The 22,362-nt window shown below is 69.9% G+C and carries 14 protein-coding genes and 1 pseudogene; 14 read left to right on the top strand and 1 reads right to left on the bottom strand.

Translation table 11 applies throughout. The features are described from left to right. The 12 genes and pseudogenes from polA to I73_RS24260 all read left to right on the top strand — a co-directional run. Window positions 1–2,424 (top strand): DNA polymerase I (polA, locus tag I73_RS24315; protein WP_026097165.1); only part of this gene is annotated, 2,424 nt, incomplete at its 5' end. Between the two features lie 278 nt (window positions 2,425–2,702). Beyond that, entirely contained in the window at window positions 2,703–4,868 is a 2,166-nt protein-coding gene (locus tag I73_RS24310) for a hydantoinase/oxoprolinase family protein (protein ID WP_022983004.1), read from the top strand. A gap of 18 nt (window positions 4,869–4,886) precedes the next feature. After that, window positions 4,887–7,211, top strand: coding sequence for a hydantoinase B/oxoprolinase family protein (locus I73_RS24305; RefSeq protein ID WP_022983003.1), 2,325 nt, complete (start codon window positions 4,887–4,889; stop codon window positions 7,209–7,211). 42 nt (window positions 7,212–7,253) lie between these two features. After that, window positions 7,254–7,760 carry an acetone carboxylase subunit gamma gene (locus I73_RS24300; protein WP_022983002.1) on the top strand — a complete coding sequence of 169 codons (507 nt, stop codon included), beginning with the start codon at window positions 7,254–7,256 and terminating at the stop codon, window positions 7,758–7,760. Window positions 7,761–7,920: 160 nt separating this feature from the next. After that, window positions 7,921–9,912, top strand: coding sequence for a sigma-54-dependent Fis family transcriptional regulator (locus tag I73_RS24295; protein WP_026097164.1), 1,992 nt, complete (start codon window positions 7,921–7,923; stop codon window positions 9,910–9,912). A gap of 90 nt (window positions 9,913–10,002) precedes the next feature. Next, window positions 10,003–10,890 carry a UDP-2,3-diacylglucosamine diphosphatase gene (locus tag I73_RS30390; protein WP_022983000.1) on the top strand — a complete coding sequence of 296 codons (888 nt, stop codon included), beginning with the start codon at window positions 10,003–10,005 and terminating at the stop codon, window positions 10,888–10,890. 114 nt (window positions 10,891–11,004) lie between these two features. Beyond that, window positions 11,005–13,115: pseudogene (ppk1, locus tag I73_RS30385) on the top strand (polyphosphate kinase 1). 5 nt (window positions 13,116–13,120) lie between these two features. Further along, window positions 13,121–13,609: a histidine phosphatase family protein gene (locus I73_RS24280; RefSeq protein WP_026097163.1), complete on the top strand. Its 489-nt coding sequence runs from the start codon at window positions 13,121–13,123 to the stop codon at window positions 13,607–13,609. A 75-nt stretch (window positions 13,610–13,684) separates the two neighbouring features. Next, on the top strand, window positions 13,685–14,770 hold the full coding sequence (gene pstS, locus I73_RS30380; protein WP_022982998.1) for a phosphate ABC transporter substrate-binding protein PstS: 1,086 nt from the start codon (window positions 13,685–13,687) through the stop codon (window positions 14,768–14,770). A gap of 57 nt (window positions 14,771–14,827) precedes the next feature. Beyond that, window positions 14,828–16,609, top strand: coding sequence for a phosphatase PAP2 family protein (locus I73_RS24270; protein WP_040501475.1), 1,782 nt, complete (start codon window positions 14,828–14,830; stop codon window positions 16,607–16,609). Beyond that, window positions 16,606–17,631 carry a glycosyltransferase family 2 protein gene (locus tag I73_RS30375; RefSeq protein ID WP_040501473.1) on the top strand — a complete coding sequence of 342 codons (1,026 nt, stop codon included), beginning with the start codon at window positions 16,606–16,608 and terminating at the stop codon, window positions 17,629–17,631. The genes I73_RS24270 and I73_RS30375 overlap by 4 nt, the downstream gene beginning before the upstream one ends. Beyond that, the gene (locus I73_RS24260; RefSeq protein ID WP_083877063.1) at window positions 17,628–19,289 is read left to right on the top strand and encodes a glycosyltransferase family 39 protein; all 1,662 of its coding nucleotides are present in this window, start codon (window positions 17,628–17,630) and stop codon (window positions 19,287–19,289) included. The genes I73_RS30375 and I73_RS24260 overlap by 4 nt, the downstream gene beginning before the upstream one ends. Window positions 19,290–19,334: 45 nt before the next feature. Here the strand turns inward: I73_RS24260 and I73_RS31180 are convergent, their stop codons facing one another. Beyond that, window positions 19,335–19,979 carry an acyloxyacyl hydrolase gene (locus I73_RS31180; protein ID WP_022982994.1) on the bottom strand — a complete coding sequence of 215 codons (645 nt, stop codon included), beginning with the start codon at window positions 19,977–19,979 and terminating at the stop codon, window positions 19,335–19,337. 257 nt (window positions 19,980–20,236) lie between these two features. On the opposite strand from I73_RS31180, the gene I73_RS24250 reads away from it, so the two are divergent. Then, a complete protein-coding gene (locus tag I73_RS24250) occupies window positions 20,237–21,226 on the top strand; it encodes a PHB depolymerase family esterase (protein WP_022982993.1) in 990 nt (329 codons plus the stop codon). A 97-nt stretch (window positions 21,227–21,323) separates the two neighbouring features. Next, window positions 21,324–22,031, top strand: a complete 708-nt coding sequence (locus I73_RS24245; RefSeq protein ID WP_022982992.1) for a riboflavin synthase — start codon at window positions 21,324–21,326, stop codon at window positions 22,029–22,031. Window positions 22,032–22,362: the final 331 nt, after the last annotated feature.

The following is a 22,362-nucleotide window of genomic DNA, read 5'->3' as shown; positions in this document are numbered from 1 at the left end:
ATTGGCACGCTGGCCCCGGTGGGCGCCGAGAGCGCCCACACCGTGGTGATCTTCACCGNCGACAAGGACCTGGCCCAGCTGGTGACCCCGCAGGTGACCCTGATCAACACCATGGCCAAGCCGCCCGAGCGCCTGGACGTGGCGGGGGTGACCGAGAAGTTCGGCGTGCCGCCCGACCGCATCATCGACTACCTGACCCTGATCGGCGACACGGTGGACAACGTGCCCGGCGTGCCCAAGGTCGGCCCCAAGACCGCGGTCAAGTGGATCCAGGAACACGGCTCGCTGGACGGCGTGATCGCTGCGGCCGAGCAGATCAAGGGCGTGGCGGGCGAGAACCTGCGCGCCACCCTGGGCTGGCTGCCGATGGGGCGTCGCCTCATCACGGTCAAGACCGACTGTGACCTGGCGGCCCAGGTGCCGGCCTGGCCGGCGCTGGAGGCCCTGGCCCTGCGTGCACCCGACCAGGACGGCCTGGTGGACTTCTACACCCGCTACGGCTTTCGCAGCAGCCTGCGGGCGCTGGGGCAGCCGGTGCCTGCCGCCGCCCCGGCGAGCCCTGCCACCGCGGGCGAGGCCTCCGCGGGTGAGGTCGCCCCGCGTCCGGCGCCCGTGCTGGCGCGGGACTACCAGACCCTCACCACCTGGGAGCAACTGGACGATTGGATCGCCCGCCTGAAGGCCGCGCCGCTGACAGGGCTGGACACCGAGACCGATTCGCTGGACCCGATGCGTGCGCGCATCGTCGGCATCAGCTTCGCGGTGGAGCCCGGCCGCGCCGCCTACGTGCCCACCGGGCACGATTACCCCGGTGCGCCGGACCAGCTGCCGCTGGACGGGGTGCTGGCGCGCCTGCGCCCCTGGCTGGAAGACGCCAAGGCGGCCAAGCTGGGTCAGAACATCAAGTACGACCTGCATGTGTTCGAGAACCACGGCATCCGGGTGCAGGGCTATGTGCACGACACGCTGCTGGAGAGCTATGTGCTCGAGGCCCACAAGCCGCACAGCCTGGAGAGCCTGGCCGACCGTCACCTGGGCCGCCACGGCCTGAGCTACGAGGACCTGTGCGGCAAGGGCGCCAACCAGATCCCCTTCTCGCAGGTGGACGTGGAGCGCGCCAGCACCTACAGCGGCGAGGACAGCGAGATGTGCGTGCAGGTGCACGACACGCTGTGGCCGCAGCTGCAGGCCGAGCCGGGCCTGCAGCGCGTCTATGCCGAGATCGAGATGCCCACGGTGGCGGTGCTGCAGCGCATCGAGCGCCATGGCGTGCTGATCGACCCGGCCCGGCTGGCGGCCCAGAGCCAGCAGCTGGCCGAGCGCATGATCGCGCTGGAACAGGAGGCCTACACCATCGCCGGCCAGCCCTTCAACATGGCCAGCCCCAAGCAGATCGGCGAGATCCTGTTCAACCGCCTGGGCCTGCCGGTCAAGAAGAAGACGGCCACCGGTGCCCCGTCGACCGACGAGGAGGTGCTGCAGGAGCTGGCGGCCGACTACCCGCTGCCGGCCAAGCTGCTGGAGCACCGCAGCCTGGCCAAGCTCAAGGGCACCTACACCGACAAGCTGCCCGGCATGATCAACCCGGTCACCGGCCGGGTGCACACCAACTACGCGCAGGCGGTGGCCGTCACCGGCCGGCTGTCGAGCAACGAGCCCAACCTGCAGAACATCCCGATCCGTACCGCGGAGGGCCGGCGGGTGCGCGAGGCCTTCATCGCCCCGCCGGGCCATGTGATCGCCAGCGCCGACTACTCGCAGATCGAGCTGCGCATCATGGCCCACATCAGCGGCGACCCGGGTCTGAACAAGGCCTTCGCCGAGGGCATGGACGTGCACCGCGCCACCGCCAGCGAGGTCTTCGGCATCGCCCCGTCGGAGGTCACGGCCGAGCAGCGCCGCTATGCCAAGACCATCAACTTCGGCCTGATCTACGGCATGGGCGCCTTCGGCCTGGCCCAGAGCCTGGGCATCGACCAGAAGGCGGCCAAGAACTACATCGACCGCTACTTCGAGCGCTTTGCGGGCGTGAAGCGCTACATGGAGGAAACGAAGGAGCGGGCCCGCGAGCGCGGCTATGTGGAGACCGAGTTCGGACGACGCATCGTGCTGCCGGAGATCAAGGGCGGCAGCGGCCCGCGCCGTGCCGGCGCCGAGCGCCAGGCCATCAACGCGCCGATGCAGGGCACCGCGGCCGACCTGATCAAGTTGGCGATGATCGCGGTGCAGCAGGCGCTGGACGCCGAGGGTCGCGCCACCCGCATGGTGATGCAGGTGCACGACGAACTGGTCTTCGAAGTGCCCGAGGCCGAGGTGGACTGGCTGCGCGAGGCCGTGCCGCGCCTGATGGCCGGCGTGGCGTCCTTCAGCGTGCCGCTGGTGGCCGAGGTGGGCTTCGGCCCGAGCTGGGAAGCGGCGCACTGAGCCCTCCGATCCCGCCCGGCGGTTGACCGGGCGCGACGTTCGATTCCGCGCCGTCCGGCCGGAAATCGAACGCCCGCGGTGGCGTCCCTCGGCGCTGCCGCGGCGCAGCATTCCTCGGGGTCTTCACCAGGGGCCTTGAACAAAATCAAGCACTTGCCGCGGGGCCGCCGGGAGGCACGCCGCCGTGGCATGGGCACTGCAATGACTTGCACGAGACCAGCGCATGGTCTCCGGCGACCGGACCACCGGCGCCGCATCCCAACGATGGAGACAAGCTCATGCAAGTGCAGCAATCCAAGGTGCAGGTGATGGGCATCGATGCCGGGGGCACGATGACCGACACCTTCTTCGTCCGCGAGGACGGCCGCTTCGTGGTCGGCAAGGCCCAGAGCAACCCGGCCGACGAATCGCTGGCCATCTTCAACTCTTCGCGCGACGCGCTGGCCCACTGGCAGCGCGACGTGGACGACGTCTACCCCGAGCTGGTGACCTGCGTCTACTCCGGCACCGCCATGCTCAACCGGGTGGTGCAGCGCAAGGGGCTGGACGTGGGCCTGATGGTCAACAAGGGCTTCGAGCATGTGCACTCGATGGGCCGGGCGATCCAGAGCTACCTGGGCTATGCGCTGGAGGAGCGCATCCACCTGAACACCCACCGCTACGACCAGCCGCTGGTGCCGCTCAAGCGCACCCGTGGCGTGACCGAGCGCACCGATGTGCAGGGCCAGGTGGTGATCCCGCTGCGCGAGCCCGAGGTGCGCCAGGCCACCCGCGAGCTGGTGGCCGCCGGCGCCAAGGCCATCGTGATCTGCCTGCTGCAGTCGCACAAGAACGGCAGCAGCGAGCAGCGCGCACGCGATGTCTGCCGCGAGGAGCTGCAGGCCATGGGCGTGGACATTCCGGTGTTCGCCTCGGTGGACTATTACCCGCAGCGCAAGGAAAGCCACCGGATGAACACCACCATCCTGGAGGCCTATGCGGCCGAGCCCTCGCGCCAGACGCTCAAGAAGGTCAGCGACCGCTTCAAGAAGCACGGCGCCAAGTTCGACCTGCGGGTGATGGCCACCCACGGCGGCACCATCAGCTGGAAGGCCAAGGAGCTGGCGCGCACCATCGTCTCCGGCCCCATCGGCGGGGTGATCGGCTCCAAGCTGCTGGGCGAGGCTCTGGGCGACGAGAACATCGCCTGCTCCGACATCGGCGGCACCAGCTTCGACATGGCGCTGATCACCAAGGGCAGCTTCGCCATCGCCTCCGACCCGGACATGGCCCGCCTGGTGCTCTCGCTGCCGCTGGTGACCATGGACTCGGTGGGCGCGGGCGCCGGCAGCTTCGTGCGGCTGGACCCCTACAGCGGCGCCATCAAGCTGGGGCCGGACAGCGCCGGCTACCGCGTGGGCACCTGCTGGCCCGAGAGCGGGCTGGACACCGTCTCGGTCTCCGACTGCCACGTGGTGCTGGGCTACCTCAACCCCGACAACTTCCTGGGTGGCGCCATCCAGCTGGACGTGGAGCGCGCCCGCCAGCACATCAAAGCGCAGATTGCCGACCCGCTGAGCCTGTCGGTGGAGGACGCCGCGGCCGGCGTCATCGAGCTGTTGGACCTGCAGCTGCGCGAGTACCTGCGCTCCAACGTCAGCGCCAAGGGCTACAGCCCGACCGACTTCGTCTGCTTCAGCTACGGCGGCGCCGGCCCGGTGCACACCTATGGCTACACCGAGGGGCTGGGCTTCAAGGACGTGGTGGTGCCGGCCTGGGCCGCGGGCTTCTCGGCCTTCGGCTGCGCCTGCGCGGACTTCGAGTACCGCTACGACAAGAGCGTGGACCTGGCCGTGCCGCAGGACGCCAGCGACGGCGAGAAGGCCCAGGCCTCGGCCACCATCCAGCAGGCCTGGAGCGAGCTGGCCGGCAAGGTCATCGAGGAGTTCCGCATCAACGGCTTCGAGGCCAAGGACGTGATCCTGCGGCCGGGCTACCGCATGCAGTACATGGGCCAGCTCAACGACCTGGAGATCGACTCGCCGGTGTCCTCGGCCGCCACCGCCGAGGACTGGGAGAAGATCGTCACCGCCTTCGAAACCACCTACGGCCGGGTCTATGCCAGCTCGGCGCGCTCGCCGGAGCTGGGCTTCTCGGTCACCAGCGCCATCATGCGCGGCATGGTGGTCACCCAGAAGCCGGTGCTGCCGGAAGACCCCATCGGCGAGGCCACGCCGCCCGCCGCCGCCCGCCTGGGCACCCGCAAGCTCTACCGCCACAAGGAATGGTACGAGGCGGTGATTTGGAAGATGGAAGCACTCAAGGCGGGCAACGAGATCTTCGGCCCGGCCATCATCGAATCGGATGCCACCACCTTCGTCGTGCCCAAGGGCTTTGCGACGACGCTGGACAAGCACCGCCTGTTCCACCTGCGCGAAGTCGGCCACGACGGCCAGACCCTGTGACGCCCAAGGAGACACACCATGAACATGATGACGCAACGTGAACTGGGCCGGGCCGACCTGCTGGGCACCGGCCAGACCCTGAAGGAATTCCGCGACGGCATCCTGGCCCGCACCGCGGCCACCGGCCACTACAACGGGCTGGAACACCTGGAGCTGCGCGAGCGCGACCCCATCGGCTACGAGAAGCTGTTCTCCAAGCTGCGCGGCGGCCTGGTGCATGCGCGGGAGACGGCCAAGAAGATCGCCGCCAGCCCCATCGTCGAGCAGGAGGGCGAGCTCTGCTTCACCCTCTACAACGCCGCGGGCGACTGCATCCTGACCTCCACCGGGATCATCATCCACGTGGGCACGATGGGCGCGGCGATCAAGTACATGATCGAGAACAACTGGGAGGCCAACCCCGGCATCCACCCGGGGGACATGTTCACCAACAACGATTGCGCGATCGGCAACGTCCACCCCTGCGACATCGCCACCATCGTGCCGATCTTCCACGACGGCAAGCTGATCGGCTGGGTCGGCGGCGTGACCCACGTGATCGACACCGGTGCGGTGACGCCGGGCTCGATGTCCACCGGCCAGACCCAGCGCTTTGGCGACGGCTACATGATCACCTGCCGCAAGACCGGGGTGAACGACACGCCGCTGCGCGACTGGTTGCATGAGAGCCAGCGCTCGGTGCGCACGCCCAAGTACTGGATCCTCGACGAGAAGACCCGCATCGCGGGTTGCCACATGGTGCGCCAGCTGGTGGAGGACACCATTGCCGAGGAAGGGCTGGAGACCTACGAGAAGTTCGCCTACGAGGTGATCGAGGAGGGCCGGCGCGGTCTGGCCACCCGCATCAAGGCGATGACGCTGCCGGGCATTTACCGCAAGGTGGCCTTCGTCGACGTGCCTTACGCCCACCCGGACGTGCAGACCTCGAACGCCTTCGCCAAGCTCGACTCCATCATGCATGCGCCGGTGGAGATGGAGATCCGCCGCGACGGCAGCTGGCGGCTGGATTTCGAAGGTGCGAGCCGCTGGGGCTGGCACAGCTACAACGCCCACCAGGTGGCCTTCACCAGCGGCATCTGGGTGATGATGACCCAGACCCTGGTGCCCACCCAGCGCATCAATGACGGCGCCTACTACGGCACCGAGTTCCACATGCCCAAGGGCGGCTGGAACAACCCGGATGACCGCCGCACCGGCCATGCCTATGCCTGGCACTTCCTGGTCAGCGCCTGGACGACGATGTGGCGCGGCCTGTCGCAGGCCTACTTCAGCCGCGGCTACCTGGAGGAGGTCAACGCGGGCAATGCCAACACCAGCAACTGGCTGCAGGGCGGCGGCATCAACCAGGACGGCGAGGTGCACGCGGTCAACAGCTTCGAGGCCAGCTCCTGCGGCACCGGCGCGGGCGCCATCAAGGACGGCCTGAACCACGCGGCCGCGATCTGGAACCCCGAAGGCGACATGGGCGACATCGAGATCTGGGAGATGGCCGAACCGCTGCTCTACCTGGGCCGCAACGTCAAGGCCAACTCGGGCGGCTACGGCCAGTACCGCGGCGGCAACGGCTTCGAGACCCTGCGCATGGTCTGGAAGGCCCAGGACTGGACGATGTTCTTCATGGGCAACGGCTACATGAACAGCGACTGGGGCCTGATGGGTGGCTACCCCTCGGCCACCGGCTACCGCTTCGAGGCCCACCACACCGGGCTGATGGAGCGCATCGCCCGCGGGGAAAGCCTGCCGTTGGGCGGCGACGCCAACCCGGACGTGCCCGACTACGAGAACCACCTGGGCCCGCAGGCCACCGTCAAGCGCGACCACCAGTGCATGACCACCGAGGACTGCTACGCCAACGGCGACCTGTACCTGAACTACCTGCGCGGCGGGCCGGGCTTCGGCGACCCGCTGGACCGCGAGGTGGCGGCCATCGTGGACGATCTGGACAACGGCTTCCTGCTGCCCGAGTACGCCCGCCGTGTCCACGGCGTGGTGGCCACCCGCAACCCCGATGGTCAATGGCAGGCCGACGAGAAGGCCACGGCGCTGGAGCGGCTGAACATCCGCCAGCAGCGCAAGGCCCGCTCCGTCCCCACCCGGGAATGGATGGCGCGCGAGCGCGAACGCATCCTGGCCAAGCAGGCCTCGCCGCAGGTGCAGCACATGTTCGCCACCAGCTTCGGCCTGTCCAAGAAGTTCACGCAGCAGTTCCGCGACTTCTGGGACCTGCCGGCCAGCTGGACGCTGACCGAGGACGAGCTGAGCGTGCCGTCCTATGGCGCCAACTGCCGCATGGACCTTTCGGCCATGCCCGACGTGCGCGTCGTCACCCTGGTGCAGGAGTGAGCCCGGCTCACCCTCCGACCCGAACCACAGGAGAAATCACCCATGTCCACCTACACCCCGGAACAGGTCCGCAAGCTGGTCGACGGCAAGCTCGACTGGGACACCGTGCTGCGCATGCTGTCCATGCCCAAGGACGGCGAGCGTTTCGAGCTCTACCTGCGTGCCCTGCAGGACAAGCTCGGCTGGAGCGACCGCATCGTGCTGCCGCTGGGTCCGCATCTGCACATCGTGCAGCGCGCCAAGGACAAGCGCTGGCTCATCCAGTGCGACTGCGGCCATGCCTTCTGCGACTGGAACCAGAACTGGAAGCTGCACGCCAATCTTTACGTGCGTGACACCGAGGCGGCGATGACCGAGGTCTATCCCCAGCTGATGGCGCCCGACACCGCCTGGCAGGTCTACCGCGAGTACACCTGCCCGCAGTGCGGCACGCTGCACGATGTGGAGGCGCCGACGCCGTGGTATCCGGTGATCCACGACTTCGAGCCCGACATCGACGCCTTCTACCAGGACTGGGTGAAGCTGCCACTGCCAGAGCGTTCGAACTGAGGGCGCTGCGCAGGGTGGCCCCCGGGAACTCCTGGGGACTGCCCTGCGGCGACTGTGCCTAGCATCACGTGCGCGCGTCGGGCTGTTGTCCAGGCCCCAGCACCCGAAGGATTCCCGCGGCGGACGGGCGCAACCGCCGCGGGGCTTCATGGTGGAGCACATGTTCTCGAACCCTCGCAACGAACTGAGGGTCTCCCAGGCCTGGGAGACCCTGCTGAGCGGCGGCGAACTGCCCAGCGGTGCGGTCCGCACCCTGGTGGACCAGTCCTGGCAGCGCTGCGCGCAGGCCCAGGTCGATCCGCTGCGCCGGCGCGGCGCGCTGCCGGTGTCCGAGCAGGATCTTTTTCTGCTGCACGAGCGCCAGAAGGACCTGCTGGAAGCGGCCGCGCCGGTGATGGCCTGCGCCCGCGACTACCTGGCCGAGACCGGCATGCTGATGGCCCTGAGCGACGCCCACGGCACCATCCTGGTGACCGAGGGCGACCACCCGGCGCTGGACGCGGCCCAGGCCATCGCCCTGGTGCCCGGCGTCACCTGGAGCGAGGTGGCCTGCGGCACCAACGCGATCGGCACCGCGCTGGCGGCCCAGCGGCCGGCCCAGATCCACGCCACCGAGCACTTCTGCGCCGGCATCCAGGGCTGGACCTGCTCGGCCGCGCTGGTGCGCCACCCGGTTGACGGCGAGCTGCTGGGCAGTCTTGATGTCTCCGGCCTGTCGGCCACCTACCACCGGCAGAGCCTGGCCTTCGTGATCAACACGGCCAGCCGCATCGAGGCCCGGCTGGCCATGGTCGAGATGGAGCGCCGCTACCGCCTGCTGGACCACGCGCTGGGCCGCTGGTCGGCCGATGGCCAGGATGCGATGGTGCTGTTCGACCGGCGCGGCTGTCCGATCAAGGCCAGCGCCCATGCCCAGCGGGCCATCGAGGCCCTGGGCGGCGGACTGGACCTGACCGGCCAGCAGCGGGTGCCGTCCCTGCGGGCCGGCCGCTGGCGGCGCGGCATGCTGCCCGCGGGGCTGCCAGCCTGGCTGCGCGGCGAATGGCTGGAGCCGCTGGTGGTGCGTGGCGAGCAGCTGGGCACGCTGCTGGTGCTGCCGGGCCGGAGCTCCGGTGGCGCGCATGGCGCCCGCGGCACGGCAAGGGCGGCCCCCGTGGGCGAGGTCACCACCCTGGTGCCGCGAGTGGCCGCCGGCTTCGAATCCGTGCTGACCCGTGATCCGGCCATGCGGGCCCTGCTGGACAAGGCCCGCGTGCTGGCGGCCTCGCAGGCGCCGGTGCTGCTGCAGGGCGAGACCGGAGCCGGCAAGGAGGCCTTCGCGCGTGGCCTGCACGGCGGGCGCGGCGGTGCCTTCGTGGCGCTCAACTGCGGCGGCCTCTCGCGCGAGCTGCTGGCCAGCGAGCTCTTCGGCTATGCCGAGGGCGCCTTCACCGGGGCCCGCAAGGGCGGCATGGTCGGCAAGATCGAGGCGGCCGAAGGTGGCACGCTCTTCCTGGATGAACTGGGCGAGCTGCCGCTGGACATGCAGCCCCAGCTGCTGCGAGTGCTGGAGCAAGGCACCCTGTACCGCCTGGGCGAAACCGAACCCCGCCAGGTGCGCTTTCGCCTGGTGGCCGCCACCCACCGCGACCTGCGCCAGGAGGTCGCCGCCGGCCGCTTCCGCATGGACCTGTACTACCGCATCGCGGTCACGCGCCTGCAGCTGCCGCCGCTGCGCGAGCGCCGGCAGGACATCCCTCTGCTGGCCGCGGCCTTTCTTCAGCGTTTCCGGGCCGAGCAGGGCCAGGCGGTCGAGACCCTGTCCGACGAGGTTCTGGCCGTCCTGGAGGGCCATGCCTGGCCGGGCAATGTGCGCGAGTTGCGCAATGTGATCGAGGCCGCGGTGCTGATGCGCGCCGAAGGTCCCCTGCGGCCGATCGACCTGGGCTTGGACGAGCCGCGTGCACCGGCTGCGGACCCGCACTGCGCGGCATCCGCCGACCGGGGCGACAGCCTGGCCGAGGGGGAGGAGGCCCAGATCACCCGGGTCATCGCCGGCTGTGGCGGCAACCTCACGCTGGCGGCCCGGCGCCTGGGCATCGCCAAGAGCACGCTCTACGCCAAGATGCGCCGCTACGGGCTGCGGCGGGCCAGCGGGTCCCCGTCTCACTGACACCCTGGGGCCGGGGGGCGGGGCTTGCGTCATGCAGGCGTCACCGGGTCGTCACGGCCGGGTCACCGCCCGGGCCCAGCATGAGGGCTCATGCAGAACCCCACGCCCCTCCCGCCCGCCGGATCGGCGCATGACGCGCCGGATGCCCAACGCTTCCGTGCGATCTGGATCTCCGACATCCACCTGGGCACCCCGGGCTGCCAGGCCGAGGCGCTGCTGGACTTCCTCAAGCACACCGAGAGCGATCTGCTCTATTTGGTGGGCGACATCATCGACGGCTGGCAGCTGCGCCGCAGCTGGTACTGGCCGCAGGCCCACAACGACGTGGTGCAGAAGATCCTGCGCAAGGCCCGCAAGGGCACCCGGGTGATCTATGTGCCGGGCAACCACGACGAGTTCGCCCGCAAGTACCTGGACCACAGCTTCGGCGGGGTCGAGGTGGCGCATGAATGGGTGCATCAGCGGGCCGACGGCAAGCGCTTCTGGATCACCCACGGCGACCTGTTCGATGGCGTGATCCAGCACGCCAAGTGGTTGGCCTACGTGGGCGACTGGGCTTACGAGTTCACCCTCAAGCTCAACGCCTGGCTCAACCGGCTGCGCGGCCGCCTGGGCCTGCCGTACTGGAGCCTGTCCAAGTACCTCAAGCTCAAGGTCAAGCGGGCGGTCAGCTTCATCGGGGACTACGAGCGTGCGGTGGCCCGCGAGGCCCGCAAGCGCGAGGTCGATGGCGTGGTCTGCGGCCACATCCACCACGCCGAGCTGCGCGAGATCGACGGGCTGATCTACGCCAACGACGGCGACTGGGTGGAGAGCCTGACGGCCCTGGTGGAGCATGCCAACGGCCGCATGGAGCTGCTGGACTGGTCGGCGCTGGCGCGGCCCTATGGCGCGGCCGCCGCCGTGCGGGGCGAACCGGCCGAGGCCGACGAGCCGGTGGCCCCGCTGCCGGTGCCGGTGGCGGCACGGCGCGTCTGACCGGCACATCTGACCGCCCCGGATCCTCCTGCCGAGGGATGCCGGGAGGTCGGCAGCGGATGACCGTGCCGTTGGGGTCACGGTCTTGTCACGAAACTTTCATAGACTTGGCGCATGACCGAAGTCCCCGAGCCCCAGACGGCCGCTGTCGCGATGCCGCCGCTGCTCAACCGCGAACTGGCCATCCTCGCCTTCAACCGCCGGGTGCTGGCCCAGGCTCAGCGTCCGGATGTGCCATTGCTGGAGCGGCTGCGCTACATCACCATCGTCTCGTCCAACCTGGACGAGTTCTTCGAGGTGCGCTTTGCCGATGTGCTCGACGCCGCCCGCGCGGCCAACAGCCAGGCGGCCTGGCGGGATGTGTCGGCCACCGCGGCGCGCGCGCACGCCCTGGCCGACGAGCAGTACCGCGTCTTCAACACCGAGGTCATGCCGGCCCTGCGCCGCCATGGCATCGAGATCATCAACCACGCCGAACGCACGCCGGCCCAGAAGGCCTGGGTGGCGCGCTTTTTCGAGCGCGAGGTGCGGCCGCTGCTGATCCCGGTGGGGTTGGACCCGGCCCATCCTTTCCCGCAGGTCGCCAACAAGACGCTGAACTTCATCGCCCGGCTGGGCGGGCGCGATGCCTTCGGCCGCGAGAGCACCATCGCCATCGTCAAGGTGCCGCGTGTGCTGCGCCGGGTCATCCGCATGCCTGACGAGGTCTGCGAGCCGGGGCAGCAGGGTTTCGTGCTGCTGTCCAGCGTGATCCGCGCCCACCTGCAGGAGCTGTTTCCCGGCCGCACGGTCGAGTCCTTCTCGCAGTTCCGCGTCACCCGCGATTCCGACCTGGATGTGGACGAGGAGGACGTGACCAACCTGCGCCAGGCCCTGCGCCGTGGCCTGACCACCCGACAGTTCGGCAAGGCCATCCGCATGGAGGTGGTGGCCAGCTGCCCGCCGGAGCTGTACACCCTGCTGCTGGAGCAGTTCGACCTGCCCGAAGCCGCCCTGCACCGGGTGGACGGCCCGGTCAACCTGGTGCGACTGAACCAGTTGATCGACCAGGTCACGCCGGTGCCGGGTGTGGAGTTGTCCTTCCCGGCTTTCGAGCCAGGCTGGCCCGAGCGCCGCCTGCCGCGCGGCAAGGATTTCTTCGCCTTGCTGCGCGAGCGCGACGTGATGCTGCACCACCCCTTCGAAAGCTTCGACCCGGTGGTGGAGTTCCTGCGGCAGGCGGTCAACGACCCGGATGTGCTGGCCATCCGTCAGACCATCTACCGCACTGGCGCCAAGTCCGAGCTGATGGACCTGCTGATCGAGGGCGCGCGCCGTGGCAAGGAAGTGATGGCCGTGGTGGAGCTCAAGGCCCGCTTCGATGAAGAGGCCAACATCAACTGGGCCGAGCGGCTGGAGGCGGTGGGGGCCCAGGTGGTCTACGGCATCGTCGGCCTGAAGACCCACGCCAAGCTGCTGCTGGTGACCCGGCGAGAGGGCGGCGGCAGGGCCGGCACTCGGCTGCGCCGCTATGTGCACCTGTCCACCGGCAACTACAACCCGCGCACCGCGCGCCTGTACACCGACGTGGGCTACCTGACGGCCGACCCGGGCATCACGGCCGACGCCGACGCGGTGTTCCAGCAGATTGCCAGCCTGACCCGGGTGAAGCCGCCGCGTCACCTGCTGACCGCGCCCTTCGTGCTGCACCGCCGCCTGGTGCGCCAGATGGCCGAGGTGGCACAGGCCGCCCGGGCCGGCAAGCCCGCCCGCATCGTGGCCAAGTTCAATGCCCTGACCGATCCGGGCCTGATCCAGGCCCTGATCGCCGCCGGCCAGGCCGGGGTCCAGATCGACCTGATCGTGCGCGGGGCCTGCATGCTGCCGCCGGGCTTGCCCGGGCTGACCGAGAACATCCGGGTGCGCTCCATCGTGGGACGCTTCCTGGAGCACACCCGGGTCATCTACTTCCGTTGGGGCGAGGGCGAGGACGACGAGGTGCTCTACCTGTCCAGTGCCGACTGGATGAGCCGCAACATGTTCCGCCGCATCGAGCTGGCCTGGCCGGTGAACGACGCCAGCTGAGGCAGCGGATCATCGATGAATGCCTGGTGCCTTATCTGCACGATGCCCAGGACGCCTGGGAACAGCTGCCGGACGGCCAGTACCGCCGCGTGGGCGAGGCCGGGCCCAGTGCCCAGCAGGCGCTGATGCGCCGCCACGCGGCCCAGTCGGGGAGGGCGTGAACACCATGGATCTGATTCTCTGGCGCCATGCCGAGGCCGAGGAACTGGCGGACGGGCTGGACGATCCGGCCCGTGGCCTGACGCCCAAGGGCGAGCGCCATGCCCGTCGGGTGGCCGAGTGGCTCAACCGCTTCCTGCCGGCCACCACCAAGGTGCTGGTCAGCCCGGCGCTGCGTTCGCAGCAGACGGCCGAAGCCCTGGGGCGGCGCTTCAAGATGGTGGAGGCCCTGGGCCCCGAGGGCACGGTGGAAGGGCTGCTGGCCGCGGCGCGCTGGCCCGATGCCCGCGAGCCTGTGCTGGTGGTGGGGCACCAGCCCACGCTGGGACTGGCGGCGGCCTACCTGATGACCGGCCCTCGGCTGAACCCGGCGCAGGACGGCAGCCTCATGCCCTGGACGATCAAGAAGGGCGGCGTCTGGTGGCTGAGGCACCGTCCCCGCCAGGACCGTGGCGAGGTGGTGCTGGTGGCGGTGCGGACCCCTGAGCAGATCTGAGCCCCCTTCCTCCTGTATCCTCTGGCATCGGCCGCCCTTCGGGAGCGGCCGTTTTCTTTCCTGAGCAGTACCGACATGACGATGACTTTCGACCTGTGGCGCGCCGGGCGTCGGCAGGCGCTGGGCCGCCTGCTGGCGGGTGGCCTGGCGGGCCCCCTGGCCGGCTTGCGCGCCTGGGCGGGCACCCCGCCGGTGCGGGGCGCTGGCGCCACCTTCCCGTCCAAGGTGTATGCCCGCTGGGCCGCCGACTACACGCGACAGACCGGTGTGCTGGTGCAGTACCAGCCCACCGGCTCGGGCAATGGCATCGAGCAGGCCAGCCGACGCAGCGTGGACTTTGCCGGCACCGACGTGCCGCTGAGCGCGGAGGCCCTGGGCCAGAAGCGCCTGGTCCAGGTCCCCACCTGCGTGGGCGGCGTGGTGCCGGTGGTCAACGGTTTCGAGCCGGACCGGTTGCGGCTGACCGGCGAGGTGCTGGCGGCGATCTTCGCCGGCGACATCCAGCGCTGGGACGACGCCCGCATCGCCGCGCTCAACCCCGGCCTGAGCCTGCCTGCCCGGCGCATCGTGCGGGTGGTGCGCGGCGACAAGTCCGGCAGCACCGAAGGCCTGACCCGCTACCTGGCCGGCCAGTCGCCGGCCTTCGCCAAGCAGGTGGGGGAGGGCGTGCTGCCCGCCTGGCCGGGCGAGCCGCTGCGGGCCGAGGGCAACGACGGCATGTCCGCCCTGGTGCGGGCCACCCCCGGCGCCATTGGCTATGTGAGCTATGACCGCGTGGTGGCCGACGGCCTGGCCGGTGTGCGCCTGCGCAACCGGGAGGGGCGCTGGGTGGCCGCGTCGGAGGCGGGCTTTCGGGCCGCCATCCTGCACAGCCCCCTGTACCGGGATGGCAACGACACCGCCAGTCTGATGGACATGCCCGGCACCGACAGCTGGCCACTGACCATGACCACCTTTGTGCTGCTGGACGCTGCACCGGCCACGGCCGCGGCCCTGGAGCCGGCCATGCGCTTTCTGTACTGGTGCTTTCTGCATGGCGATGCGCTGACCCAGGGCACCGGCTTTGCGCCGCTGCCCACGGCGGTCCAGGCCCGGCTCACGGCGCGCTTCGCCCTGGTCAAGCCGCGCGACGGCCAGTTCCCGCACTACCTGAGCTTCTGAGTCTGCCGGCGTGCGCCGACCGTTCCGGTCCGGTGCTCTGGCATCATGCCGCCCACCATGTCTGAACCGACCGATTCGCGGCCCGCGCCGCAGCAGCCCGCGGGTGACGCGATGCCGCGCGGGTCAGGCCTGGGCTGGGCCCTGGCTCTGCTGTTGCTGGGCTCCGGGGCCTGGCTGCACCTGCAGCCGGGCCTGAACCAGTCCCTGTTCCTGACGCTCAACCACCTGGCCGGCGGCGCCCACCGCGCCACGGCCGGGCTGTGGGGCGGCCTCAGCGTGATGGGGCTGGGGGTGTCTGCCGTGCTGATCGTGCTGGCACTGGACCGCACGCGGCGCCTGGCGCTGGGGGCGCTGCTGTGGGGCGTGCCCCTGGGGCTGCTGGCCAGCCGCCTGCCCAAGACCCTGATCGACAGCCCCCGGCCGGCCCGTCTCCTGGGCGAACAGGCCCTCGAGGTCATTGGCACGCCGCTGCTCAACCACGCCTCCATGCCCTCGGGCCACGCGCTCACCGCGGGCGCGGTGGCCACGGTGCTGGCCGCCGCCCTGGGGCTGCGGGGCTGGCGTGCGCTGCTGCCCTTCGCCCTGGCGGTGCTGGTGGCGCTGTCCCGCATCGCGGTCGGGGCCCACTGGCCGGCCGATGTGCTGGCCGGCGCCGGCCTGGGCGGGATGGTGGGGCTGCTGTCCCTGGGCCTCTCGGCCCGCTGGCCGGCGGTCTGGCTGGGAACGGCCAACGGCCAGCGCGGACTGGCGTTGCTGGAATGGGGCCTGGCGGTGGCCGTGGTGCTGCTGCCGACCGGCTTGCCCGTGGCCGCCCCGGTGCAATGGACGCTGGCCTTCCTGGGGTTGTGCAGCGGCCTGTCGCGTTGGCGCCATGCCGAGGCCCCGGCGGGGGCCGATCAGGCCGTGGCCCGACTGGTGCTGCCCTCCCTGGCGGCCGGTCTGCTGCTGGCCATGCTGCTGCGCGAAGGCATGGGCACACAGCTGTTGGCGGCGCTGGCGCAGGTGCCTTTGTGGGCCTGGCCGCTGGCGGTGGCCGGCCTGTGGGGCAGCTATGGCTTGCGGGCCGAGCGCCTGCGGCGGGAGTGGGGCACCTGGGGGCGCACCCACCGGCCCGAGGCCCGCATGCCCAGCCTGTCCGACAGCGTCGATCTTTTCCTGACCCACAACGCCGCCCTGCTGCTGCTGCCGATGCGCGCGGGGGAGGCGGGCTATCCCTGGCTGCTGCATCGCCGCTTCGGCATCCCGGTGGCCGAGTCGGTGCGCAGTCTGGTCTGGCTGCGCCTGCAGGACGCGCTGGTGCTGGCCCTGCTGGGGCTGCTGGGCCTGGCGCCGGGGCCGGCCTGGCTGCGGCTGGCCGGTGTGGCGCTGCTGGTGCTGGTGCTGTGGGGGCTGCTGCCCCGGCTGTCGCGTCAGCTGGGACAATGGTGGCCACGCTGGCAGGCCCTGCAGGCCACGTTGGTGGCCCATCGCGGCGACCTGGCCGGCTGGGGCTTGTGCGTGGGCAACTGGCTGCTCAAGCTGGCGGTGCTGGGCGGGCTGCTGGCGCTGCTGGCCGGCCTGCCGGTCTGGCAGGGCTGGAGCGGGGCGGTGGCCGGTGAACTGGCCGCGGCCCTGCCCATCCAGGCCCCGGCCGGGCTGGGCAGCTACGAGGCCGCCATCTGGGCTGCGGGACAATGGGTGGGGGCCGCGGTGCCGCCGGCTGTGCTGGCGGGCGCCGCGCTGGCGGTGCACACCCTGAGTCTTGTCACCGCCTTGCTGACCCCTTTGATCTACCGTGCCCTTCTGTGGGTGCAGTCTCGCCGCTCGCCGGCGGCGGGATCTTCTTCTGCTGGACCATGAACGCTACTGAACACGCCACCTCTGTCGCTCCCGTGCAGGCCCCGCCGCACCGTCTGTCGGTGGTGGTGCCCATGTACAACGAGATCGACAACGTCAAGCCGATGGTCGATGCGGTGCAGGACGCGCTGAAGGACTACCCGCACCCCTGGGAGCTGGTGGTGGTGGACGACGGCAGCCGCGACGGCACCGGCCTGGCCCTGCAGCGCCACGCCAAGACGGTGGGGCCGCACATCCGCGTGGTGCGCCTGCTGCGCAACTTCCGCCAGACGGCCGCGATGCAGGCCGGCATCGACGCGGCCCGGGGTGATGTGATCGTGACCCTGGACGGCGACCTGCAGAACGACCCGCGCGACATCCCGCGCCTGGTGGCCCGCCTGCTCAACGACGACCTGGACCTGGTGGCCGGCTGGCGCAAGAACCGACAGGACGGCTTTGCGATGCGCCGCCTGCCCTCGATGATCGCCAACCGGCTGATCCGCAAGACCACGGGCATGCAGTTCAAGGACCTGGGCTGCAGCCTCAAGGCCTTCCGCGCCTCGGTGCTCAAGGAAGTGCGCCTCTACGGCGAGATGCACCGCTTCATCCCGGCCTGGCTGTCCACCGTCACCTCGCCCGACCGCATGGCCGAGGAGCCGGTGAACCACATGGCGCGCCAGTTCGGCGAGTCCAAGTACGGCATCTCCCGCACCTTCCGGGTCATCATCGACCTGCTGTCGGTCTACTTCTTCATGAACTTCGGCTCCCGCCCCGGCCACTTCTTCGGTGCGGTGGGCCTGGGCGTGGGCGGGCTGGGCACGGCCATCCTGGGCTATCTGGCGGTGCTCAAGCTGCTGGGTGAATCGATCGGCGGGCGGCCGCTGCTGTCGCTGGGCTTCTTTTGCGTGATGGGCGGGCTGCAGTTCCTGGTCACCGGCGTGCTGGCCGAGCTGCTGATCCGCATCTACTACGACGGCAGCCATGCCCGCCAGTACCACGCGCTGAACGCGCCCGCGCTGGCAGACAGCGAGGGCTGGCACGCATGAGGCTGGATTCGCCGATGGCCGGCGGGCGTCTGACGCGCTTGGAGTGGCTGGCGCTGGCCGGCCTGCTGCTGGTGCTGGCGCTGTGGGCGCTGGGGTCCACGCCGCTGTTCGACGTGGACGAGGGCGCCTTCAGCGAGGCCACGCGCGAGATGATCGTGCACCACGACTGGATGCACACCACGCTCAACGGCGAGCCGCGCTTCGACAAGCCCATCGGCGTGTACTGGCTGCAGGCGATCAGCGTCAGCCTGTTCGGCGTGCGGGAGTTCGCCTTCCGCCTGCCCTCGGCCTTGTCGGCCTGGGGCTGGTCGCTGGCGCTGGTGGTCTTTGCCTTGCCGCGCCTGGGCCGGCAGGTGGCGGTGGCGGCCGGGGTGATCCTGGCCACGTCCCTGGGCGTGCTGGCCATCGGCCGGGCGGCTACGGCCGACGCGCTGCTGAACCTGCTGCTCACGCTGACCGCGCTGGATGCCTGGCGCTGGCTGGAGGCGCAGAACCGCGGTGAGGCGGGCAGGGCGCCGCTGCGCCGGGCCTATGCCTGGATGGGCATGGGCCTGCTGGTCAAAGGGCCGGTGGCGGTGGTGGTGCCCGGCGGCGCCCTGGTGCTGTGGCTGGCGCTGTCGCTGCCCTGGCGCGAGGCGCTGCGGCGGCTGGGCCGTGCGGCGGGTGACGGCTGGGGCTGGGCCCTGTTGCTGGGCATTGCCGTGCCCTGGTATGCCTATGAACTGCACCGCGACGGCCAGGCCTTCATCGACGGCTTCCTGATCCGCCACAACCTGGCGCGCTACAGCAGCCCGCTGGAGAAGCACGGCGGCAGCATCGGCTACTACTTCGTCGTGCTGCCCCTGTTGCTGCTGCCCTGGGCGCCGCTGCTGGCCAGCGTGGTGGCCGGCGTGCGCCGGCATTGGGCGGATCCGATGCAGCGTTTCCTGCTGCTGTGGGGCCTCTTCGTGTTGGGCTTCTTCTCGCTGTCAGGCACCAAGCTGCCGCACTATGTGCTCTACGGTGCTTCGCCCTTCGTGCTGCTGATGGCCATGGCGCTGGCGCAGGCGGGCGGGGCCATGCGGGCGGCGCTGACGGTCTGCCTGCTGCTCTTGCTGGCGCTGCTGTGCGGCAGCGCAGCCACCCTGCACCTGTGGGCGCCTGGCGTGGTCAAGCCGCCGCTGTACCGGGCCCTGCTGCTAGGGCAGCAGGCCTCGCCCTGGCTGGTGTGGGTCAGCGGGCTGGCGGCGCTGGCCGTGCTGTTCCTGATGACCCAGCTCAGTCGGCCGGGCTTCACCCTGCCGTGGCGCAGCGGTGTGGCCGCCGTGCTGCTGTCCCTGGTCAGCCTGGGCGTGGCCCTGCCCTGGTGGGGCGATCTGCTGCAAGGGCCGATCAAGCGGGCGGCCGAGGTGGCGCGGCAGCGTCCGGAGCCGGCGGTCCAGTGGGGCCTGCACCAGCCCAGTTTCGCGGTGTACCGCGAAGAGGAGGCGCCGCGCCGCGTGCCCCGGGATGGCGAACTGGCCCTGGTGCGGCTGGATCAGCTGCCGGCCCAGATGGCCCAGGTGGGCGGGCGCTTCAGCATGCTGTATGCCGAGCGAGGCTACGGCCTGATCCTGTGGCGGGCGTCGGCCGCGCCGGCCGAACCCTCGGTGGCCCAGGCGCCGGTGACGGCGCCCTGAGCGGGGTTTCTTCCCTGGCGCTGTGTCCGCCAGGGAAGGCCCGGATCACAGCGTCCAGGCGAAGACCAGCCCGGTGAAGTTGACGCCGTTGTTGGGCTTCTTGATGTCGGCGTTGCTGATGTGGCGCCATTGCAGGCCCACGCGCCATTGACCGCCGCCATCCACCAGGTTCAGGCCGAGGTGGTCGGAGAACTGGAAGTTGCTGCCCTTGCGGCGGTCACCAATGTCGACCTCGCTGAGCCAGGCCGGTCCGATGCCCATCTCCACTTCCCACTTGTGGGCGGCGAAAGCCGGGTGTTGCCAGTGCACCAGGGGCACCACGGCCACGTCCCAGGCCGAGGAAGCGCCGGTCACGTCGCCGCGCGTCGTCCAGCGGCCGACGGAGAAATTCGTCTGGTTGCTCAGCGACCAGCTGCCGGCATCCAGCATGTGGCAATCGCCGTAGGCGGCGCCGACCGAGGCCAGATTCAGCTCGTGGTCGTGGGCCACATTGCCACGCAACTGCCACTGGGCGCCACGGCAATCGGTGAAGGGGGCGCCTTCCCACAGGGCGTAGGCCCAGGAGGCGAGGGTGCCGCCCACGGCCACCGCGCGCAGCGCGTTCTGGTCCTGGGCTTCGGCGTGGGCGCTGCCCAGGCCGCCGATCAAGGCAAGCGAGGTCAGCGCGGTGCGGATGAGGGGGTGTTTCATGACTTGCATTCTGCCAGCCATCCCTTGTTTGTCGGGCTGGCATCTGCCTTGCGAGTGGTAGCGTCCAGAAATAGGCGCACTTGCCGTTTCGAAGTCCCCGCGGCGCACGGATTCCTCAGCCTGGCTCCCACGGCCGGTTGTCCTGCGCGCGTGTGGGGAGTGTCTGACACAGGCTTGCGCAGCCAGCCGACAGGTTGCACGCGGGAAGCATTCTTACCATTCGCACACCTCACAACTTTTCCTCAGGGAGTGAAACCATGAACCAGCGCCTGATGCGCCTGTTGATCGGCAGTGCCCTCGTCGCGTCGCTGGCCGCCTGTGGCGGCGGCGGGAGCAGCAGCAGCAACAGCGTCGCCGCAGGCGACAGCCTTGTCTCCACCTCCGTGTCAGGGTTTCCGCACGCGGTCAACATCTATGTGCCGGCTGGCGGCGCCACCCGGGCGATCGTGGCCCTGCACGGCGGCGGTGGCAACAACACGGCCATTGCCTACCAGTTGGGCCTGAACGCGTCCAACAGCGAGACCACCACCAGCACCATCAACTGGGATTGGCTGCATGCCAACAAGGTCATCATGGTGTTCCCGCAGGGGCAGCACATCGCGGGTGCCGATGGCGCCACCACCTGGTCCAACTACGCCATGACCTCAGGGCAGGACGATGTGGCCTTCCTGCAGGCGCTGGCGGCCAAGCTCAAGAGTGACTATGGTGTGACCCAGATCGACCTGATGGGCCACTCGATGGGCGGGGCCATGACCAACCGCATGCGCTGCGAGTCGCCCGCCACCTTCGACGGCTATGTCGCGCTGGCGGGTCCCGCGTCCGAGCATTTCGATCCGGCGGGGGCCACCCCCTGCGTTCCCAGCGTGAACAAGCCGTACATGAGCATCAGCGGCGATGCCGATCAGGTCATGCAGACCTACAACAACCGCTGGCCCAACTACAACTGGATCATCAACCCGATCGTCGAGTGGGCAGGCAACGCAGCCTTCCTGGATGGCACGATGATGGGCGAGTGGCCGGAGCAGCAGGTGCGTGTCACGCAGACCTGCGGTGGATCGGTGGCTCCGCTGGGCTCGCCCAACGCCACTTCCGGGAATGTCCAGACCTGGACCAACTGCGGTGGCGCGCTGGTGATCAAGAAGATCGCGGGTGCCGACCACGGTGTGGCCACCATGGCCGCCCAGATGGACGCCAGCAACCCGACGGTGGTGATGGACACAGTGATGAGCTTCCTGAACGCGCAGTGATCGCGTCGCGGTGTGAGCGCGGACAAGACCCGCGCCTCACCCCAAGCCGGCCGGGCTGCTAAGCTCGACCGGCTTTTTCGTTTCCGAGGTTTGCAACATGTTCACCGGCATCGTCCAGGGCGTGGCTGAAGTCGCGTCGATCACCGACCGCCCCGGCTTGCGCAGTTTCCGACTGCGTTTTCCCACCGGATTCGCCCAGGATCTCACCATTGGCGCCAGCGTGGCCTGCGACGGTGTGTGCCTGACCGTCACCGCCCTGCACGGCGAGAACGAGGCCGACTTCGATGTGATGCAGCAGAGCCTGGGCCTGACGACGCTGGGGGCTCTGGCCGAGGGCGACGCCATCAATGTGGAGCGGGCGGCCAAGGACGGGGCCGAGATCGGTGGTCATCCGCTGTCCGGGCACGTGGATTTCACGGCCACGCTGGCCGGGGTGCGCCAGCCCGAGAACAACCATGTGATGCGCATCGAGGTCCCCGCGCGCTGGATGCGCTATGTCTTCGCCAAGGGCTACATCGCCATCAACGGGGCCAGCCTGACCGTGGCCGAGGCCGATCGCCAGGCCGGCTGGTTCGAGGTCTGGCTGATTCCCGAGACCTTGCGCATGACCACCTTCGGCCAGAAGCAGCCGGGCGACCGGCTCAACATCGAGATCGAGCGCTCCACCCAGGTCTTCGTGGACACCGTGCGCGATGCGCTGGAGGAACGCCTGGGGCCGCTGATGCCGGCGCTCGAAGCCCTGATGCGCCAACAGGGGCTGAGCACCGAGGAACTCACCCGACCGCTGCCGGCGCCCGAGCGCTGACACTGTGCGTTCCTGGGACAGAGGGTTGTCCCGAGGAGGGCGGGGCAGGCCAGGTGTTCCATGGCGGCGCGGCGATCCGAGGGTGTTCCGTTTCGCCACAGGGTGATCCCGGAGGTGGCGAGGGGCGAAGGCGGCGGCGGCGGGGATTTCCCCTCGGAAAACCGGTGTCCCGGGCCCCGGATCAGAGCTGGCACAGCGTGTGCAGTAGAGAGCCTGTGGTGAGCAGCCGGACCGACCGGCGCCGCCTGTTCCACAAGCACCTACTCTGGAGACACCTCATACGGTATGCACTGCCCGGTACCGCTGGCGCCCCGGTCCAACACAAGGCCCG

It is taken from the genome of Ideonella sp. B508-1 (assembly GCF_000333615.1).
Classification (GTDB): domain Bacteria; phylum Pseudomonadota; class Gammaproteobacteria; order Burkholderiales; family Burkholderiaceae_C; genus Ideonella.
Note: the sequence above shows the minus strand (reverse complement) of the source record. Positions and strands in the feature narration are given on the sequence as shown.

Excerpts from the sequence above, each read along its gene's own strand:
- I73_RS24310 (WP_022983004.1), top strand. The coding sequence starts at position 2,703 with ATGCAAGTGCAGCAATCCAAGGTGCAGGTGATGGGCATCGATGCCGGG.
- I73_RS24250 (WP_022982993.1), top strand. The coding sequence starts at position 20,237 with ATGAACCAGCGCCTGATGCGCCTGTTGATCGGCAGTGCCCTCGTCGCG.
- I73_RS24300 (WP_022983002.1), top strand. The coding sequence starts at position 7,254 with ATGTCCACCTACACCCCGGAACAGGTCCGCAAGCTGGTCGACGGCAAG.
- I73_RS24260 (WP_083877063.1), top strand. The coding sequence starts at position 17,628 with ATGAGGCTGGATTCGCCGATGGCCGGCGGGCGTCTGACGCGCTTGGAG.
- I73_RS30375 (WP_040501473.1), top strand. The coding sequence starts at position 16,606 with ATGAACGCTACTGAACACGCCACCTCTGTCGCTCCCGTGCAGGCCCCG.
- I73_RS24305 (WP_022983003.1), top strand. The coding sequence starts at position 4,887 with ATGAACATGATGACGCAACGTGAACTGGGCCGGGCCGACCTGCTGGGC.
- I73_RS24295 (WP_026097164.1), top strand. The coding sequence starts at position 7,921 with ATGTTCTCGAACCCTCGCAACGAACTGAGGGTCTCCCAGGCCTGGGAG.
- pstS (WP_022982998.1), top strand. The coding sequence starts at position 13,685 with ATGACGATGACTTTCGACCTGTGGCGCGCCGGGCGTCGGCAGGCGCTG.
- I73_RS24270 (WP_040501475.1), top strand. The coding sequence starts at position 14,828 with ATGTCTGAACCGACCGATTCGCGGCCCGCGCCGCAGCAGCCCGCGGGT.
- I73_RS24280 (WP_026097163.1), top strand. The coding sequence starts at position 13,121 with ATGGATCTGATTCTCTGGCGCCATGCCGAGGCCGAGGAACTGGCGGAC.
- I73_RS31180 (WP_022982994.1), bottom strand. The coding sequence starts at position 19,979 with ATGAAACACCCCCTCATCCGCACCGCGCTGACCTCGCTTGCCTTGATC.
- I73_RS24245 (WP_022982992.1), top strand. The coding sequence starts at position 21,324 with ATGTTCACCGGCATCGTCCAGGGCGTGGCTGAAGTCGCGTCGATCACC.
- I73_RS30390 (WP_022983000.1), top strand. The coding sequence starts at position 10,003 with ATGCAGAACCCCACGCCCCTCCCGCCCGCCGGATCGGCGCATGACGCG.